14 protein-coding genes are annotated in these 17,110 nt (G+C 74.8%); 7 read left to right on the forward strand and 7 right to left on the reverse strand.

From position 1 onward, the window contains the following. The first annotated feature begins 52 nt into the window (after positions 1-52). Both IE106_RS25805 and mltG read left to right on the forward strand, forming a co-directional pair. Entirely contained in the window at positions 53-1,936 is a 1,884-nt protein-coding gene (locus IE106_RS25805; RefSeq protein ID WP_189537619.1) for an ABC transporter ATP-binding protein, read from the forward strand. 249 nt (positions 1,937-2,185) lie between these two features. Next, a complete protein-coding gene (mltG, locus tag IE106_RS25810) occupies positions 2,186-3,049 on the forward strand; it encodes an endolytic transglycosylase MltG (RefSeq protein WP_189537620.1) in 864 nt (287 codons plus the stop codon). A 13-nt stretch (positions 3,050-3,062) separates the two neighbouring features. Here the strand turns inward: mltG and IE106_RS25815 are convergent, their stop codons facing one another. After that, positions 3,063-4,163 carry an NAD(P)-binding domain-containing protein gene (locus IE106_RS25815; protein ID WP_189537621.1) on the reverse strand — a complete coding sequence of 367 codons (1,101 nt, stop codon included), beginning with the start codon at positions 4,161-4,163 and terminating at the stop codon, positions 3,063-3,065. A gap of 63 nt (positions 4,164-4,226) precedes the next feature. On the opposite strand from IE106_RS25815, the gene IE106_RS25820 reads away from it, so the two are divergent. Beyond that, on the forward strand, positions 4,227-4,649 hold the full coding sequence (locus IE106_RS25820) for a secondary thiamine-phosphate synthase enzyme YjbQ (RefSeq protein ID WP_189537622.1): 423 nt from the start codon (positions 4,227-4,229) through the stop codon (positions 4,647-4,649). A gap of 187 nt (positions 4,650-4,836) precedes the next feature. Here the strand turns inward: IE106_RS25820 and IE106_RS25825 are convergent, their stop codons facing one another. Further along, positions 4,837-7,002, reverse strand: a complete 2,166-nt coding sequence (locus IE106_RS25825) for an MMPL family transporter (RefSeq protein WP_189537623.1) — start codon at positions 7,000-7,002, stop codon at positions 4,837-4,839. 307 nt (positions 7,003-7,309) lie between these two features. On the opposite strand from IE106_RS25825, the gene IE106_RS25830 reads away from it, so the two are divergent. Then, the gene (locus IE106_RS25830; RefSeq protein WP_229840768.1) at positions 7,310-8,593 is read left to right on the forward strand and encodes a sensor histidine kinase; all 1,284 of its coding nucleotides are present in this window, start codon (positions 7,310-7,312) and stop codon (positions 8,591-8,593) included. Next, positions 8,590-9,267 (forward strand): response regulator, encoded by a 678-nt coding sequence (locus IE106_RS25835; RefSeq protein WP_189537624.1) that lies wholly within the window; start codon positions 8,590-8,592, stop codon positions 9,265-9,267. Before IE106_RS25830 ends, IE106_RS25835 begins: the two co-directional genes overlap by 4 nt. Before the next feature lie 168 nt (positions 9,268-9,435). Here the strand turns inward: IE106_RS25835 and gap are convergent, their stop codons facing one another. The 3 genes from gap to IE106_RS25850 form a co-directional block, all read right to left on the reverse strand. Then, positions 9,436-10,434, reverse strand: coding sequence for a type I glyceraldehyde-3-phosphate dehydrogenase (gap, locus tag IE106_RS25840; RefSeq protein WP_189537625.1), 999 nt, complete (start codon positions 10,432-10,434; stop codon positions 9,436-9,438). 102 nt (positions 10,435-10,536) lie between these two features. Continuing rightward, complete coding sequence (locus IE106_RS25845; protein WP_189537626.1) at positions 10,537-11,493, reverse strand: GlxA family transcriptional regulator; 957 nt, start codon at positions 11,491-11,493, stop codon at positions 10,537-10,539. 185 nt (positions 11,494-11,678) lie between these two features. Further along, positions 11,679-12,731: an aldo/keto reductase gene (locus tag IE106_RS25850; protein ID WP_189537627.1), complete on the reverse strand. Its 1,053-nt coding sequence runs from the start codon at positions 12,729-12,731 to the stop codon at positions 11,679-11,681. 131 nt (positions 12,732-12,862) lie between these two features. Here IE106_RS25850 and IE106_RS25855 point away from each other — a divergent pair, with 131 nt between their 5' ends. After that, complete coding sequence (locus IE106_RS25855) at positions 12,863-13,348, forward strand: MerR family transcriptional regulator (RefSeq protein WP_229840769.1); 486 nt, start codon at positions 12,863-12,865, stop codon at positions 13,346-13,348. A gap of 85 nt (positions 13,349-13,433) precedes the next feature. Here the strand turns inward: IE106_RS25855 and IE106_RS25860 are convergent, their stop codons facing one another. Next, positions 13,434-14,132 carry an HAD family hydrolase gene (locus tag IE106_RS25860; RefSeq protein WP_189537628.1) on the reverse strand — a complete coding sequence of 233 codons (699 nt, stop codon included), beginning with the start codon at positions 14,130-14,132 and terminating at the stop codon, positions 13,434-13,436. Beyond that, the gene (locus IE106_RS25865; protein ID WP_189537629.1) at positions 14,129-14,644 is read right to left on the reverse strand and encodes an Lrp/AsnC family transcriptional regulator; all 516 of its coding nucleotides are present in this window, start codon (positions 14,642-14,644) and stop codon (positions 14,129-14,131) included. The genes IE106_RS25860 and IE106_RS25865 overlap by 4 nt, the downstream gene beginning before the upstream one ends. A 447-nt stretch (positions 14,645-15,091) precedes the next feature. Here IE106_RS25865 and IE106_RS25870 point away from each other — a divergent pair, with 447 nt between their 5' ends. Next, complete coding sequence (locus IE106_RS25870; protein WP_229840770.1) at positions 15,092-17,017, forward strand: NHL repeat-containing protein; 1,926 nt, start codon at positions 15,092-15,094, stop codon at positions 17,015-17,017. The last annotated feature ends 93 nt before the right edge of the window (positions 17,018-17,110 follow it).

The raw sequence follows: 17,110 nt of genomic DNA on the forward strand, positions 1-17,110 counted from the left end.
GGGCCGCGTCCCGCCTCCGCGGGGCGCGCGACCGACCGGCCGGAAGGAGCCCATGCGTATCCACGCCGAGTCCACCTGGACTCCGCCACCCCCCGATCCGGACCAGCCTCCGGCGCAGATCGGCCGCATCCTGCGACTCTTCCGCCCCTACCGTGGCCGGCTCGCCTTCGTCGGCCTGCTCGTCGGCGCCTCGTCCCTGGTCGGGGTCGCCTCGCCGTTCCTCCTGCGCGAGATCCTCGACACCGCCATCCCGCAGAGGCGCACGGGGCTGCTCAGCCTGCTCGCGCTCGGCATGATCCTCACCGCGGTGGTGACCAGCGTCTTCGGCGTCCTGCAGACGCTGATCTCCACCACGGTCGGGCAGCGTGTCATGCACGACCTGCGCACGGCGGTCTACGCGCAGCTCCAGCGCATGCCGCTCGCCTTCTTCACCAGGACGCGCACGGGCGAGGTCCAGTCGCGCATCGCCAACGACATCGGCGGCATGCAGGCCACGGTGACGTCGACGGCCACCTCGCTCGTCTCCAACCTGACGGCCGTCGTCGCGACGGTCGTGGCGATGCTCGCGCTCGACTGGCGGCTCACGGTCGTGTCGCTCCTGCTGCTGCCCGTCTTCGTGTGGATCAGCCGCCGGGTCGGCAGGGAGCGCAAGGCGATCACCACGCAGCGGCAGAAGCAGATGGCCGCCATGGCGGCGACGGTCACCGAGTCGTTGTCCGTCAGCGGCATCCTGCTGGGGCGCACCATGGGCCGCGCCGACTCGCTGACCCGGTCCTTCGCCGACGAGTCCGAGCGCCTCGTCGACCTGGAGGTCCGCGCCTCCATGGCCGGGCGGTGGCGGATGGCGTCGATCAGCATCGTCATGGCCGCCATGCCCGCGCTGCTGTACTGGGCGGCCGGGCTCACGCTCCAGGCGGGCGGGCCGGCGATCTCCATCGGCACGCTCGTCGCCTTCGTCTCCCTCCAGCAGGGACTGTTCCGCCCCGCCGTCGGCCTGCTCTCCACGGGCGTGCAGATCCAGACCTCGCTCGCCCTCTTCCAGCGGATCTTCGAGTACCTCGACCTGCCCGTCGACATCACCGAGCCCGAGCGGCCCGTGCGCCTGGAGAAGGTCCGCGGCGAGGTCCGGTTCGAGGACGTCGACTTCCACTACGACAAGGACGACGAGAAGAGCGGCCCCACGCTCGACGGCATCGACATCACCGTGCCGGCGGGCGGCAGCCTCGCCGTCGTCGGCGCCACCGGCTCCGGCAAGTCCACGCTCAGCTACCTGGTGCCCCGCCTCTACGACGTGACCGGAGGCCGGGTCACGCTCGACGGCGTCGACGTCCGCGACCTCGACTTCGACAGCCTCGCCCGCGCGGTGGGCGTCGTCTCCCAGGAGACGTACCTGTTCCACGCCTCGGTCGCCGACAACCTCCGCTTCGCCCGGCCCGACGCCACCGACGCCGAGGTCGAGGCCGCCGCCAGGGCCGCCCAGATCCACGACCACATCGCCTCGCTGCCCGACGGGTACGACACGCTGGTCGGCGAGCGCGGCTACCGCTTCTCCGGCGGTGAGAAGCAACGCCTCGCCCTCGCCCGGACCATCCTGCGCGACCCGCCCGTGCTCATCCTCGACGAGGCGACCAGTGCCCTCGACACCCGGACCGAGCAGGCCGTCCAGCAGGCGATCGACGACCTGTCCACCGGTCGGACGACCATCACCATCGCCCACCGGCTCTCCACCATCCGCGACGCCGACCAGATCGTCGTCCTGGACGCCGGCCGGATCATCGAGCGCGGCACCCACGCCGAGCTGCTCGCCAAGGGCGGCCGGTACGCGGCCCTGGTCCACGGTGACGCGCGGATGGACGCCGAAGCGCCACCGCTCCCGTGGGACGGGGGAGCGGCGGCACCGGAGGGGGAGGGCGCGCGCGGCGAAGGGCGCCGGTGAGCGGACCGGTGGCGAGGTGCGCGAGCGGCTCCCCCTCGTGCGCCGTGCGGGTGCCGGACCCCGCGGCCGCGGTCCGCGGCCCGTCGCCCGCGCGTCGTGAGCGCCCCGCGCCGCACGGGAGCCGGCCACCGGAGCCCCGCGCGCCCGCGCGTCCCGGCGCCCACCCGCTCCCGCCTTTCCCCGCCCCCCACGCGTGTCGGTATATCCGATATGCGTAATTCATGAGTGTATGCGGGTTACCGTGCACCCATGAGGTACGAGTCCCCGAAGGCGTCCCACCGCAGGCACGGGAAACCGCGGCTGACCCGCCGCGGCCGAGTGGTGCTGATCGTCGGCGTGCTCACCCTCGTCGCGGTGGGCGTCCTGGTGCCGCTCCTCCTCGTCCGGGAGGCCCCCGCGCCGCGGAAGCCGCCGCAGGCGACCCGGACGCTGCTCATCCCGGAGGGCTGGCGCGCCGGCCAGGTCTACGAAGCCGTGGACAAGGCCCTGGGCCTGCCGCCCGGCACCACCCGCGACGAGGCCGCCACCGCGAGGCTCGGCCTGCCGGCCGCCGCGGAAGGCAACCCCGAGGGCTTCCTGTTCCCGGCGACGTACCCGATCGACGACACGACCACGCCGCGGAGCCTGCTGCGGTACATGGTCGCCACGGCGGGGGAGCGGTTCGGGACGCCGAAGGTCACCCAGGGATCCCGGCGCAACGACGCCGACCTCTACGAGACGATCACCATCGCCAGCATCGTGCAGGCCGAGGCCGACACGGCGGACGACATGGGCAAGGTGGCCCGCGTCATCCACAACCGGCTCGCTCGCGGGATGTCCCTCCAGATGGACTCGACGCTCAACTACGCCCTCGACCGCTCCACCATCGACACCTCGCACGCCGACACCCGCATCGAGAGCCCGTACAACACCTACGCCACCCCCGGACTGCCGCCGACGCCGATCGGCAACCCCGGCGAGCAGGCCGTGCACGCCACGATCGCCCCGCCGCCCGGCGACTGGCTGTACTTCGTCACCGTCGCACCCGGCGACACCCGCTTCACCGCCGACTACCAGGAGCAGCTGCGGAACGTCGAGGAGTTCAACGAGAACCGCCGCAACGCCCCCTCCTGACGCCCGGCGGGGCTCAGGCCGCCACCGGCTCCCGCTCCAGGAGCCGCCGCACGTCCCGGACGGCGGCCCGCCCGGCCCGGTTGGCGCCGACGGTCGACGCGGACGGCCCGTACCCGACGAGGTGGATCCGCCCGTCGCGCACCGCGCGGGTGCCGTCCACCCGGACGCCGCCGCCCGGCTCGCGCAGCCGCAGCGGCGCCAGGTGGTCGATCGCCGCCCGGAAGCCGGTCGCCCAGAGGATCACGTCCGCGTCCACGGTCCGCCCCCGCCCGCCTTCCGCGTCCGGGTCCCAGGCCACGCCGGTCGGGGTGATCCGGTCGAACATCGGCAGCCGGTCCAGGACGCCGCGCGCCCGCGCCTCCCGGACCGCGTCGTTCAGCGGCAGCCCCGTCACGCTCACCACGCTGCGCGGCGGCAGACCCCGGCGCACCCGCTCCTCCACGAGCGCGACCGCCGCCCGCCCCTCGGCCTCGCCGAAGGTCCCCTCGCGGTACACCGGCTCGCGCCGCGTCACCCACGTGGTCGCGGCCGCCACGTCGGCGATCTCCATCAGGTGCTGCGTGCCGGAGGCCCCGCCGCCGACCACGACCACCCGCCGCCCGGCGAACGGCTCGGGCCCCGGGTAGTCCGCCGTGTGCAACTGCCGTCCCCGGAACGTCCCCTGCCCCGGGTAGCGCGGCCAGAACGGCCTGTCCCAGGTGCCCGTCGCGTTGATCAGCGCCCGCGCCGCGTACACCCCCTCGGACGTCTCGACGCGCAACCGCCCGCCCTCCCCGTCCCGCACCGCCGTCACGTCGACGGGCCGGTGCACCCGCAGGTCGAACGCCTCCTCGTACCGGGCGAAGTACCCGCCGATCACCTCGGCGGACGGACGGCCCGCGTCCGCCCCCGTCAGCTCCATCCCGGGCAGCGCGTGCATCCCGTGCACCTTGCCGTACGTCAGCGACGGCCACCGGAACTGCCAGGCGCCGCCCGGCCCCGGGGCGTGGTCCAGCACGACGAAGTCCCGGTCCGGCACGTACCCGGTGCGCCGCAGGTGGTACGCCGCGGACAGCCCGGCCTGCCCGGCGCCCACGACGACCACGTCCACGTCCCGCGCCTCGAAATCGTTCACGCTTCCACCAACTCTTCGGGCGCGGGGGATCTTCCCGGGGCGCCGGGCGGGCACCATGGAGGCATGAGCGACGCATTCACCACCCGTACGCTGTCCGTCACCACCGGGCACCGCGAGACCGTCCACGACCTGACGGAGGCGTGCGCCGCCTTCCTCGACGAGGTCGCGGCCGGCCGCGACGGCCTGCTGAACGTCTTCACCCCGCACGCCACGGCCGGCGTCGCCCTCATGGAGACGGGCTCCGGCAGCGACGACGACCTGCTGGCCGCCTTGCACACCCTCCTCCCCGCCGACGACCGCTGGCAGCACCGCCACGGCTCCCCCGGCCACGGCCGCGACCACGTGCTCCCGGCCCTGGTCCCGCCCCACGCGACCCTCCCGGTCGTCGCCGGCCGCCTGGCCCTCGGCACCTGGCAGTCGGTGTGCCTGGTCGACACCAACAAGGACAACCCGGAGCGGAAGGTGCGGCTGAGCTTCCTCGGGTAGCCCCGGAGCGGCCGCGGGAGCGCTTCCCGGCCGCACCGGGTGGGAGGGCCGGCGCAGGTCCGTGGCGGCCGCCCGGACCGTCCTCCCCGTGCCGAAGCGGGGGCACCCTCCCGCCGGGGTCGGGGCCGGGGCCTCGCGGATCGCCCGCCGAGCGGCAAAGGGCCCCGGCGCGTCGCCGGGCCGCGGGTCAGGCCCCCTCCCGCCGGCCCCGTCCCCCGCGCACCGGCCACCACATCCCCCGGCCCAGCAGGGCCGCGGCCGCCGGGACCAGCAGGAGCGACAGGACGAAGGCGGACAGGAGGATGCCCAGGGCCGTGGCGAAGCCCAGCTGGCGGGTGGAGGGGTCCGCGTTCACCGCGAGGCTGCCGAAGGAGGCGGCGAGGACCACGCCGGCCGTGGCGATGGCCGGCGCCGTGTGCCGTACCGCGCGGGCCACGGCGGCGCGGGCCGGGCCCCCGCGGGCCGTCTCCTCACGCAGGCGGTCGCTGATGAGGATGTTGTAGTCGGTGCCCAGCGCCACCACGAACAGGAACAGCACCAGCGGCAGGACGAAGTTCACGCCCGGCTCGCCGCCGACGTGCTGGAAGACCAGGGCGGAGGCGCCGAACGTCGCCGCGAAGCACAGCCCGACCGCGAGCATCAGCACCACCGGGGCCGCCAGGCTGCGCAGCAGCACCACCAGGATCAGCGCGATCAGTGCCGCCGCCACCGGGAACACCGTCCGCAGGTCCCGGTCGACCGCCGTCGCCACGTCGGCGAACACGGCCGCCGTGCCGCCCACGTGCGCGGTCAGCCCGGCCGGCGTCGCTTCCCGTACGGTCTGACGCACCGGGCCCGCCACGATGTCCCGGGCGCGCTGCGACCGGGCGTCCACCGTCAGGTAGGCGTCCAGCCGGGCGGCGGTGCGGTCGGCGTCGAGCACGGGGGCCGCCACCGTGCCCACGCCCTCCACCTGGGACAGCGCCCGGCGCAGGCCGCCCAGCCCGGCGGGGTCCAGGGTCCGCCCGTCGCCGGCGGTGACGTACACCGTCGTCGGGTCGGACACCCCCGGCGGCAGGGCGCCGGCGATCTCCCGCGCCGTCGCGGCGGCCGCCGTGTCGTGCGGGGTGCCGCCGGTGCCGAAGTCCATGCGGACGCCCACCGCGCCGACCGCGAGGGAGCCGAGGAGGGCGACCGACGCCACGAGCACCAGCAGGGGGCGGCGCGCCACCAGCTCGCCGGTACGGCCCGCCGGGCCGGTCCGCTCGGCCTTCGCCAGGGTCCGCGACGGCCAGAACATCCTCCGCCCGGTCACCGCCAGCAGCGCCGGCATCAGGGTCAGGCTCGCCACCAGCATCACCAGCACCGACACCGCCACGGAGGGGCCGAGCACCCGGAACTGCCCGAACGTCGCCACGCCGAGCGTCGCGAAGGCCGCCACGATCGTCAGTGCCGCCGAGGTCACCGCGATGCCCACCCGTCCGGCCACGTCCGCGGCCACCAGGCGGTGGTGCTCCTCCGGACGTCGCCGCAGCTCCTCGCGGAAACGGAACAGCAGGAAGAGGAAGTAGTCGACGCCGATGCCGACCAGCACGATGCCGATCATGCCCGGGGTGCCCGGGTCCAGCGCGAAACCGGTCAGGAGGGCCGCTCCCACGACCGTGCCGGTGGCGGCGCCGCCCACCACGGACACCGCGATCAGCGGGACGAGCGCGGCCAGGGGACTGCGGAACACCAGGACGTTGATCAGCACGATCAGCCCGATCATCAGCAGACCGACCACCGTCTGCGTGGTCTTCTCCGCGTCGGCGCGGTCCACCACGTCCGCCAGGCCCCCGGTGAACCCCGTGCGCAGCCCGGCCTCGCCGAACTCCTGCTCGGCACGGTCGTGGAAGGCCCGGTACAGGGCGTGCATGCCGGGGTCGGTGGAGTTGCCCCGCAGTCGCGCGCCGAGCAGGGCGAACGACCCGTCGGGAGCGGTCATCGCCGGTGTGACGCGGGGAACTTGCGAGTAGTCCTCGGAGAGCCCCGGTATCTGCTCGTCCGTCCACGGCATCTCCACGCGGGCGGCGCTCAGCGCGCGCGCCACGTCCCGTACGCGCTCCTCGTCCGCGTCCTCCAGCGGCCTGCCGTCGCGTCGCGCCACCAGCACCGTCACCGCGTCCGCGTCGGGCTCCGCGCCGAACTCCTCCCGGGCGACCCGCAGCGCCGCGGCCGCGTCGTACTCCGGGGGCAGGAAGCCGGCGCTGTCGGTGTGCGTCACGCGGAAGACGAGCGCCTGGCCCACGAGCGCCACGAAGACGCCGACCACCGCCCACACGACGATGACCCGCCATGGTCTGCGGGTCGAGAATCCGGTCAGGGCACGGATCACGGAAGGCCTCCGGGAAGGTACGGGTGAACGGGGGCCGCGAGACCGCGTACGTTCCGGGCGGCCCCCCGCGCCGGGCGGTCCCGGCGCGTGTCCAGCACATCAGCGGCGCGCGGCCGACGCCTCGGAGCCGCGGACGAGAAACCCGCTGGGAGCACGGCCCCGAACCCCTCGGGGGCTGGGAGCCTGCTCCCAATCCCTCCTCCCTCCCGGTCCCGACGCCGTGGCCCCGGTGTCCCGGCACCATGGGAGACTCGGCGGACGGACCGCGGCTCGTCGGGCCGCCGCGGCGGCCTCAGGGAAAGCGCGGATGCGCACAGGGGGAGAGATGGGACGGCGCGCGGACGAAACGCGCCCCGGCCGGGCACCGGGCGGGGCGGGCGCATCCGGCACCGGGCTCCCGGACCGTGCGGCCGGGACGCGTCCCGGCCGCACGGGGACGGGGGACCGGCACGGAGAGGCGGGGCCGTGGTGGAGCCGGCACGACGGGCTCGTCGCCGTCGGCGCCGCGGCCGTCGACCTCGTGGGCTTCACCGTCACCAGCCAGCTGGACCAGGGCCGCGTGCCGGTGGCCGGGTGCCTGGTCGTGGTCGCCGCCTCGCTGTTCCTGCTGGCCCGCCGCCGCGCACCGCTGGGCGTCCTCGCGTGCGTCCTCGCGGTCAACCTGTCGCTCAACTGGTTCAGTCCCGTGGGCCAGCACTACGGCGCCGCCACCGTCGTGGCCCTCTACACCGCCGTACGCCACCACAGCGCCGCGGTCGGCGCGGCGGCCGTCGCCGGCTGCGTAGCGGTGCTCCAGTTCGTCCACCCGGGACTGCCCGCGCCGTCCCTGATGGAGTTCGTCCCCAACGCCGCGTCCGCGCTGTTCGTGGCCGGCGCCGCCGTCGTCGTCGGCCGCCGGCAGCGCGACGCCGAGACCCGGCGGCGACTGCTCGCCGAGCGGGCCGTCTCCGACGAACGGCGCCGCATCGCCCGAGAGCTGCACGACATCGTCGCCCACCACCTGACCACGATGCAGCTGCTCGCCGGAGGTGCCCGGGCCAACCTCGACCGGTCCCCGGAGGCGGCCCGCGAGGCCCTCGTCACCCTTGAGGGCTCCGGCCGCACCGCCCTGCGCGAGATGCGCCACCTGCTCGACGTGCTGCGGGCCGGCGACGAGGGCGACGAGGGCGAGGCGACCGCGCCGCAGCCCGGGATCGGCGACCTCGACCGCATCGTCGGGGACAGCCGCCGTGCGGGCCTCCCCACCACCCTCACCACCGACGGCGACCCGCGGTCGCTTCCGCCCGGTGTCGCGCTCACCGTCTTCCGCATCGTCCAGGAGGCCCTCACCAACGCCCGCAGGCACGCCGGCGACGGCGCGCACGTCGACGTGCGGCTCACCTTCGCGGCCCACGAGGTGCGGGTCGCCGTCACCGACGACGGTCCGCGTCCCGGCCGTCCCGTCGCCCGCGGATCGGGCCACGGGCTCATGGGGATGCGGGAACGCGTCGCCCTCCACGGCGGCACCCTGCGGACCGGACCGGAGGGCACGGGGTTCGCCGTCCGCGCCCGCCTGCCCCTGCCCCCCGACCGTCAGGAGACGTACGCGTGAGCGCGACCGTGAAGGTCCTCATCGCCGACGACCAGCCCCTCGTCCGCCGCGGCCTCGCCCTGATGCTCGCCCCCGAACCGGGTTTCCGGGTCGTGGCCGAGGCCGCGGACGGTGCCGAGGCGGTCCGCCTCGCCCACGAGCACCGGCCCGACGTGGTCGTCATGGACATCCGCATGCCGGTCCTGGACGGCATCGCCGCCACCGAACGGCTCACCGCCGAACTGCCCGGCTGCCGGGTCCTGGCCCTGAGCACCTTCGACATGGACGAGCACGTCGTGGGCGCCCTGCGGGCCGGGGCGTGCGGCTTCCTGCCCAAGGACATCTCGCCCGAGGACCTCGTCGCCGCCCTGCACGTGGTCCGCGAGGGCGAGGCGATCCTCGCCCCCCGGCTCCTGACCCGGCTCATCTCCACGCACGTCACGGCCCCGGACCACCGGACGGCGCACGCGGTGCCCTCCGCCGCCGAGGGGCTCACCCCGCGCGAGCGGGAGGTGTGGCGGCTGATCGCCGGGGGCTCGGACAACACGGAGATAGCCGACCGGCTCGGCGTGAGCGCCTCCACCGTGAAGAACCACATCACCGGCCTCTTCGCCAAGCTGCGGGTCCGCGACCGGGCCCAGGCGGTCATCGCCGCGTACGAGACCGGCCTGGTGACGGCGCGGCGGGAGGCGTGAGCCACCGGGCCGGGCCGGGACCGGCCCGTCCGGTGCCCGGAGCGTGCGGGGCGCGGGCGGCGGGCCGCACGCTCGGCGCGGCCCCACGGCCCCACGGCCCCCGGCCGTCGTACGGGCGCCGCACGAACGCCGGCGCGGCCTTTCGCCCGTACCCGCCCCGGCGGTCCGTCAGCGACCGGCGAGGAGTTCGAGGGTGTCGATCACACGGTTCGAGAAGCCCCACTCGTTGTCGTACCAGGCGACCACCTTGACGTGGCGGCCATCGACGCGGGTGAGCGCCGAGTCGAAGATCGACGAGGCCGGGTTGCCCGTGATGTCGGACGACACGAGCGGATCGTCCGAGTACTCCAGGACGCCGGCGAGCGGGCCCTCGGCCGCGGCACGGTACGCCGACAGCACGTCGTCGCGCGTCACGTCGCGGGCGACGGTCGTGTTGAGCTCGACGATCGAGCCGACCGGGACCGGCACGCGGATCGAGTCGCCCGACAGCTTGCCGTCGAGGCCCGGCAGCACCAGGCCGATCGCCTTGGCGGCGCCCGTCGTGGTCGGCACGATGTTGACGCCGGCGGCGCGGGCGCGGCGGGGGTCGCGGTGCGGACCGTCCTGGAGGTTCTGCTCCTGCGTGTAGGCGTGCACCGTCGTCATGAAGCCGTGTTCGATGCCGGCGAGCTCGTCGAGCACCGCGGCCAGCGGCGCGAGCGCGTTGGTCGTGCACGAGGCGTTCGAGACGATCGTGTGCGCGGCCGGGTCGTACGCGTCGGTGTTGACCCCGAACGCGAGCGTGACGTCGGCGCCGTCCGAGGGCGCGCTGACGAGCACCTTCTTCGCGCCCGCGTCGATGTGGGCGCGGGCGGCCGCGGCCGACGTGAAGCGGCCGGTCGCCTCGAGCACGATGTCGACGCCGAGCTCGGCCCACGGCAGCCGCTTCGGCTCGCGCTCGGCGAGCACCCTGATGCGGCGGCCGTCGACGACGAGGGCGTCCCCGTCGGCGGTCACCGGGCGGCCGAGCCGGCCGGCCGTCGAGTCGTAGGCGAGCAGCCGCGCGAGGGCGGTGGGCTCGGTGAGGTCGTTGACGGCGACGACCTCCAGGTCGCTGTCGCGTTCGAGCAGCGCGCGCAGCACGTTGCGTCCGATGCGGCCGAATCCGTTGACGGCGATGCGAGTCATGAGTGGTGTCCCTTCGGTTCGCCTCCAGGTTCGCGGCGCGCGTCCGCGCGGGACAGCGGCGCGATCGCCACGGTTCGAAAGGATCGCGCCAGGTGCGGCGGGCTACCCGCGCTTGGCGAAGGTGCGCCGGTATTCGCTCGGCGTGGTGCCGAGGATGCGCTGGAAGTGCAGCCGGAGGTTCGCGCCGCTGCCCAGGCCGACGTCGGCGGCGATCCGCTCGACGCTCCGCTGCGAACGTTCGAGCAGCTCACGGGCCATGTCGACGCGGGCACGCATGACCCACTGCATCGGCGTGTACCCGGTGTCCTCGACGAAGCGCCGTGAGAACGTGCGCGGTGACACCGCCGCGTGCCGGGCGAGCGCCTCGAGGGTGAGGGGTTCGCCGAGCCGGTGCAGCGCCCACTCCCGGGTGGCGGCGAACCGCTCGCCGAGCGGTTCGGGCACGCTGCGCGGCACGTACTGCGCCTGGCCGCCGCTGCGGTAGGGGGCCGCGACCAGGCGCCGGGCGGCGTGGTTCGACGCGGCCACCCCCAGCTCGTCGCGCAGGATGTGCAGGCACAGGTCGATGCCCGAGGCGGCGCCGGCCGAGGTCAGCAGGCTGCCCTCGTCGACGAACAGGACGTTCTGGTCGACCTCGACGAGCGGATACCTCGCCGCGAGCACCCGCGTGTAGTGCCAGTGCGTCGTGGCGCGCCGGCCGTCGAGCAGGCCCGTGGCGGCGAGCGCGAAGGCGCCCGTCGAGATGGCGGCGAGCCGGGCGCCCCGGCCGTGGGCGGCGACCAGCGCGTCGACGACGGCCCGCGGCGGGTCGTCGCGGTCCGGGAACCGGTAGCCGGGGACGAAGACGAGGTCGGCCCAGGCGAGCGCCTCGAGGCCGTGGGCGACGTGGTACGACAGTCCGTCGCCGCCGGCCACGGGACCGGGTGCCGCGCCGCACACCCGCACCTCGTACGGCATGCTCGCGCGGGTCGTGAACACCTGCGCGGGAATGCCGACGTCCAGCGGCTTCACACCGTCGAGCACGAGGACGGCGACGCGGCGCGGACGGGAGGACGGCACGGGGAACAGGGTACGCAAGGGGCGCGGGCGGCCGCGCCCGCGGGCACCGGCCCGCCCTCTCCCACCGGGGGCGGCGCGCTCGCGGTGCCGGCCCGGAGCCGCCCGCGGACACCGGCGCCGCCCAGGAGCGCCGGGCCCGCCCCGGCCCACTCCGGGTCCCGCCGCCGCCGGGCGGGCCGGGGGCGTCAGGCCGCCGGCCGGTCGTCCAGCGGATAGCGGCGCCGCCGGGCGGAGTGCGTGAGCGACGGCGGCCGCCACGCCCCGTCCGGGTGGTAGAGGTCGGTGCCGGGCGGCACGATCTCGTCGACGCGGTCCAGCACCGCGTCGTCGAGGACGAGGTCGGCCCCCTTGAGCGCGTCCTCCAGCTGCCGCCGGGTGCGCGGCCCGATGATCACCGACGTGACGGCCGGGTGCGCCAGCGGGAACGCCACCGCCAGCTCGGGCAGCGTACGGCCGAGCCCGTCCGCGACGGCCACCAGCTCCTCCACCGCGTCCAGCTTGGCGGCGGTGGCGGGCAGCGCGGGGTCGAAGCGGTCCGGTGTGAGCGCGGCCCGCCCGCTGCCCAGGTCGACCGGCCTCCCCTTGCGGTAGCGCCCGCTCAGGAACCCGGAGGCCAGCGGACTCCAGGTCAGCGCGCCCATCCCGAGCCGCCGCACCACCGGCAGCACGCCCGCCTCGACACCGCGGGCGAGCAGCGAGTACGGCGGCTGCTCGGTGCGGAAGCGCATGAGCCCGCGGCGCTCGGCGACGTGGTGCGCCTCGACGATCTCCTCGGCCGGGAAGGTCGAGCACCCGAACGCCCGGATCTTGCCCTCCCGGACCAGGTCGCCCAGGACGGACAGGGTCTCCTCGACGTCGGTCGTGTGGTCCGGCCGGTGCACCTGGTAGAGGTCGATCCGGTCGGTGTCCAGCCGCCGGAGGCTCTCCTCCACCGCGCGCACGATCCACCGCCGCGAGTTGCCGCCCCGGTTGCGTCCCTCCCCCATCGGGAAGTGCACCTTGGTCGCCAGGACCACGTCGTCCCGGTGGCCGCGCAGCGCCTTGCCGACGATGGTCTCCGACTCGCCGGCCGAGTACATGTCGGCCGTGTCGACGAAGTTGACGCCCGCGTCGAGCGCGGCGTGGACGATCCGCGCGCAGTCGTCGTGGTCGGGGTTCCCGACGGCGCCGAACATCATGGTTCCCAGACAGAACGTGCTCACTTCGATGCCGGTGCCGCCGAGGGTGCGGTAACGCATGGCAGGACTCCTTGGGAAGGGGGGGCCGGTACGGCGATGACCGGGAGGGATCCGACCCGGCCCGGTGACGCAGACCCTAGGATCTGGAGTCGGCTCCAGATCAAGTGCCGCGGAGCGGGGGAGGGAAGACCGTGTCGGGACGACCGGAGGGACTGAGCATCGGTCAGGTCGCGCGGCGCACCGGCCTGTCCGTCCACACGCTGCGGTTCTACGAGCGCGAGGGCGTCCTGCTGTCCGCCCCCGCCCGGCGGGCCGGCCGGCAGCGGGTCTACGGCGAGGACGACGTCGCCTGGCTCCGCCTGTGCGTCGTGCTGCGCGCCTCCGGCATGCCCCTGCCGGAGATCCGCCGCTACACCGAGCTCGCCCGCGAGGGCGAGGGCACCGAAGGGGCGCGGCTCGCCCTGCTGCGCGACCACGAAGCCCGGGTGACGGACCAGATGGCCGAGCTGACCCGCTGCCTGGACCTGATCCGGTACAAGGTCGCCGTGTACGAGGACCTGACGGCCGCCGCCACCGGCGCCCCCGGCCACGGCTGCGGCGGCGCACCCGGCGCCGTGGACCCGGCCCCCCACGGGGCGGGGCCCGCCGGCGGGACGGGCGGGCCGGGGGCGGAGTGACGGGCCCCGGGCCGGGGGTGGGAGGAGGGAGGCCGGTCCGAGGCCGGAGTGACGGGCTTCCGGCCCGGGGACGGGGGCGGGGCCCCTATCCCACCGGCCCCGCCTCCCACGCGCCCGGGCGCTCCCTGACGAAGTCGTACGCCTCCGACGCGCGGAACGCGCTCTGCCCGCCCCGGAACAGCAGGCCCGCCCGCAGGAACGCCGGGTCGTCGGCCGTCGCCGGGACGTACGGCACGGCGACACAGCGCATGCCCGCCGCGTGGGCCGCCTCCGCGCCGGGCGGGGCGTCCTCCACGACCACGCAGCCGGCCGGGTCGGCGCCCAGCCGGCGGGCCGCCTCCAGGAACACGTCCGGCTCCGGCTTGCCGCGCGGCACCTCCTCGGCGGAGACCAGCACGCGGAAGTACCCGGAGAGGCCGGTGCCGGCGAGGACCGCCTCGATCGCCGCCCGGGAGGAGCCCGACGCCACCGCCATCGGCACCCCGTCGGCGTGCAGCCGCTCGACGAGCAGCCGCATCTCGGGGAAGACCTCGGTCGCCGCCCGGGCCAGTTCCAGGTAGTGCCGGTTCTTGCCGGCGAGCAGTTCCTCCAGCGGCGCGTCGATGCCGTACTCGGCCTTGAGGGCCTCCAGGGTCTCCCGCGTCCCGATGCCGATGAAGTCGGTGTGCCGCTCCCAGTCGAAGTCGGTGACACCGTGGGCCGCGAGGACCCTGCGGCCGGCCTCGTAGTAGTTCGGCTCGCTGTCGACGAGCGTGCCGTCGAGGTCGAAGACGACGGCGGTCACCGGCCCTCGCCCCCGCCCGGCCGGGGCGCCCGCGCCGCGGTCCGCGGGTCCCGCCCCACGGCCTCCACCAGGGGCAGCAGCCGGAACGGCACGCGTTCGCGCAGCGCCACCTCGGTCCGCGTCCGCACGACGCCCGGCAGTCGGATGAGCTGTTGGATGACGTCCTCCAGGTGAGCGTTGTCCCGGGCCACCACCCGGGTCAGGAGGTCCCCGCCGCCCGTGATCGAGAACGCCTCGACGATCTCCGGTACGGCGGCCAGCGCGTCGCCCACCTCGTCGAGGTGCCCCTGGGTCACCTCGACGTGGACGAAGGCGAGCACGGGGTGGCCCAGCGCGGCGGGGGAGAGGAACGGGCCCGTGCCGGTGATCACGCCGTCCCGCTCCAGCCGGTCCAGCCGTGCCTGGAGCGTGCCGCGGGCGATCTTGAGGATTCGCGCGTACTCCCGCACGCTTGTGCGCGGCTGTTCGATGAGCAGGCGGAGGATTCGGGTGTCCAGTTCGTCGACCGGCATGGTCCGTCGCCCCCTTCGTGGCCGGGTGGCCCGTGTTCCGACTGTACCAATGGCACCGCGCGCCCGGCCCGGGTCCGGCCGTCGGCCCGGGGGGCTCCACCCGGGTGAGGGAACGTTTCCGTCCTGCCCGACGAGGAGTTGGCCGAAAATCGCCGGAACCCCGCTCCGGAGGGAGCCGCACACCCCGTGACCACGGTGTCGCTCCTCCGGCTGACGTGGCGGAGGCGGCCGTGTGTCGTATCAGAACACCACCGGGGCGACGAGTACCGTTGACGGCCCATGAGCTGCGGCGTATCACTTTCGGCTAGTGCCGTAACTCTCTCCTTCCAGGGAGGTGTCCCGTCTGTGGCGACGCGACGCGCGTTCCTCGCCGGCTCGACCGCAGTTATCTCCGCCACCCTCCTGTCCCCTTCTCCCGAAGCACACGCCGAGGCCGGGAGCCAGCTCATGCGTGAACCCCAACTCATCGGAGTCCCCCTCGCCGACGTCCTGCTGCTCGGCGGTGCCGTCGCCCCGGGACCGTCCGGAAGACAGGCCCTGTGGAACGCCTCGACGGGCAAACCCGCCCGCCTCAACGCCATGGACCCCACGACCGGCGACCTGCTGGTCAGCGCCCCGCTGACGGGAGGTGACGGCGCGTGGGCCGTCACCGCCGCGCCCAGCGGCGTGTACGCGGGCACCTACGGCAACGCCCACCTGTACCGCTGGACGCCGGGTTCCGGCGACACCGCCGAGGACCTGGGCCTCCCGGCGGCCGGCCAGACCTTCATCTGGAGCCTCGCCACCGACGCCGACGGCAAGGTGTGGGGCGGTACGTTCCCCGGCGGAAAGGTCTTCCGCTTCGACCCGGCCACCCGCGCCTTCACCGACTTCGGGCAGGCCGTCCCCGGGCAGACGTACGTGCGCAGCATCGCCTGCTCCGGCGGCAAGGTCTACAGCGGCTCCTACGCGGCCGCCCACATCGCCGAACTCGACCCGGCCACCCGCACCTTCACCCAGCTGCCCACCCCGCCCGGACTCGGCACCGTCGCCGGGAAGCCGATCTACGACCTCAACGCGTACGGCAACCGGCTGTACGCCCGGATCGGCTCCGACGCCCCCAGTCCGCTCTACGTCTTCGACCTCGCCACCCGCACGTGGTCGGACCCCGTCCCCGACGTCCACGGCCTGAGCGTCTGCCCGCCGGACGAGGACGGCGCCGTGTACTTCGTGCAGCGCGGCGAACTGCGCCGCTACGACCCGGACACCGGCCTGATCACCGGCACGGGCCTCTCCTTCACCGGCAAGGTGCAGAACGCCCGCTCGTTCGGCTGGGCCGAGCTGGGCCTGCCCGACTACCCCGGCCGCAGCGTCGTCGGCACCCTGTGGCGCGGCGACATGTTCCGGTACAACCCGACCACGGGCGCCCACGCCGTGCTGGGGACGAAGGTCCGCAAGGAGCCGATCGACATCCAGGCCCTCGCGGCCGGCGGCCGCCGCACCGTCTACGCGGGCGGCTTCCTCAACGGCGGCCTGTCGTCCGTCGCCACCGCGACGGGCACGCCGTCCTTCCACCGCTTCGGCCAGATCGAGGCGATCCTGCGCGACTCCGAGGGCACGGTCTGGATCGGCCAGTACCCCGACGCCAGGCTGTTCCGCTACCGGCCGGACCAGCAGTGGAACAGCCCCGAGTACTCCCCGGACGGCCCGCCCGGCACCCCGGCCAACCCCGAGGTCGTCCTCACCCTGAAGCCCGAGCTCCAGGCGCGGGCCCGCTGCCTCGCCGAGACCGACGGGAAGATTGCCGTCGGCACCGTGCCGGACGGCAACCGCCTGGGCGGCGGACTCGCCGTGTACGACAGGGACACCGGCGAGTGGACGTTCACCCGCAACGTCGTCCAGGACATGTCCGTCATCGCCCTCACCGCCGACGACGGCGTGGTCTACGGGGGCGCGTCGATCTTCGGCGGCCTCGGCACCACCCCGCCCACCCGGACCGCCGGCGCCGTCTTCGCCTGGGACGTGGAGGGCGCCCGGAAGCTGTGGGAGCTGGAACTGGTCGAGGGGATAGGGGCGGTCAGCGCGGTCGAGGTGGCCGGCGGCGTGCTCTGGGCGCTCGCCGGGCACTCGCTGTTCGCCATCGACCCGGAGGCCCCGCGGATCCTGCGGCGCCTCGAACTCGGCACCCGGAACAACGACGGGTCGATCGTGGTCAGCCGCCGCAAGCTGTACGTCTCCGTCGACGGCGCGCTGATCTTCCGGGTCGACCCGTTCTTCCCGGACCGCGACCCGCACCTCCTGGTCAACTTCCCGCACCGGCGGCTCGCCGCCCACGAGGGGTGGCTGTACTTCAGCCGCGGCCCGGAGCTCTACAAGGTCGATGTGCGCCGCTGAATCCGCGCGCATTGACAGTACGATTTATGCCCGGTTACTTTCGGCCCGGACCGAAAGTGACCGGGTGTACGTCTCCTTCTCAGGCCTTACGGA

Origin of the sequence: Streptomyces roseolilacinus (assembly GCF_014649335.1) — a bacterium.
In the GTDB taxonomy this organism is placed as follows: Bacteria; Actinomycetota; Actinomycetes; order Streptomycetales; family Streptomycetaceae; genus Streptomyces; species Streptomyces roseolilacinus.

Excerpts from the sequence above, each read along its gene's own strand:
- gap (WP_189537625.1), bottom strand. The coding sequence starts at position 10,434 with ATGACTCGCATCGCCGTCAACGGATTCGGCCGCATCGGACGCAACGTG.
- IE106_RS25870 (WP_229840770.1), top strand. The coding sequence starts at position 15,092 with ATGCGTGAACCCCAACTCATCGGAGTCCCCCTCGCCGACGTCCTGCTG.
- IE106_RS25805 (WP_189537619.1), top strand. The coding sequence starts at position 53 with ATGCGTATCCACGCCGAGTCCACCTGGACTCCGCCACCCCCCGATCCG.
- IE106_RS25850 (WP_189537627.1), bottom strand. The coding sequence starts at position 12,731 with ATGCGTTACCGCACCCTCGGCGGCACCGGCATCGAAGTGAGCACGTTC.
- IE106_RS25820 (WP_189537622.1), top strand. The coding sequence starts at position 4,227 with ATGAGCGACGCATTCACCACCCGTACGCTGTCCGTCACCACCGGGCAC.
- mltG (WP_189537620.1), top strand. The coding sequence starts at position 2,186 with ATGAGGTACGAGTCCCCGAAGGCGTCCCACCGCAGGCACGGGAAACCG.
- IE106_RS25865 (WP_189537629.1), bottom strand. The coding sequence starts at position 14,644 with ATGCCGGTCGACGAACTGGACACCCGAATCCTCCGCCTGCTCATCGAA.
- IE106_RS25830 (WP_229840768.1), top strand. The coding sequence starts at position 7,310 with ATGCGCACAGGGGGAGAGATGGGACGGCGCGCGGACGAAACGCGCCCC.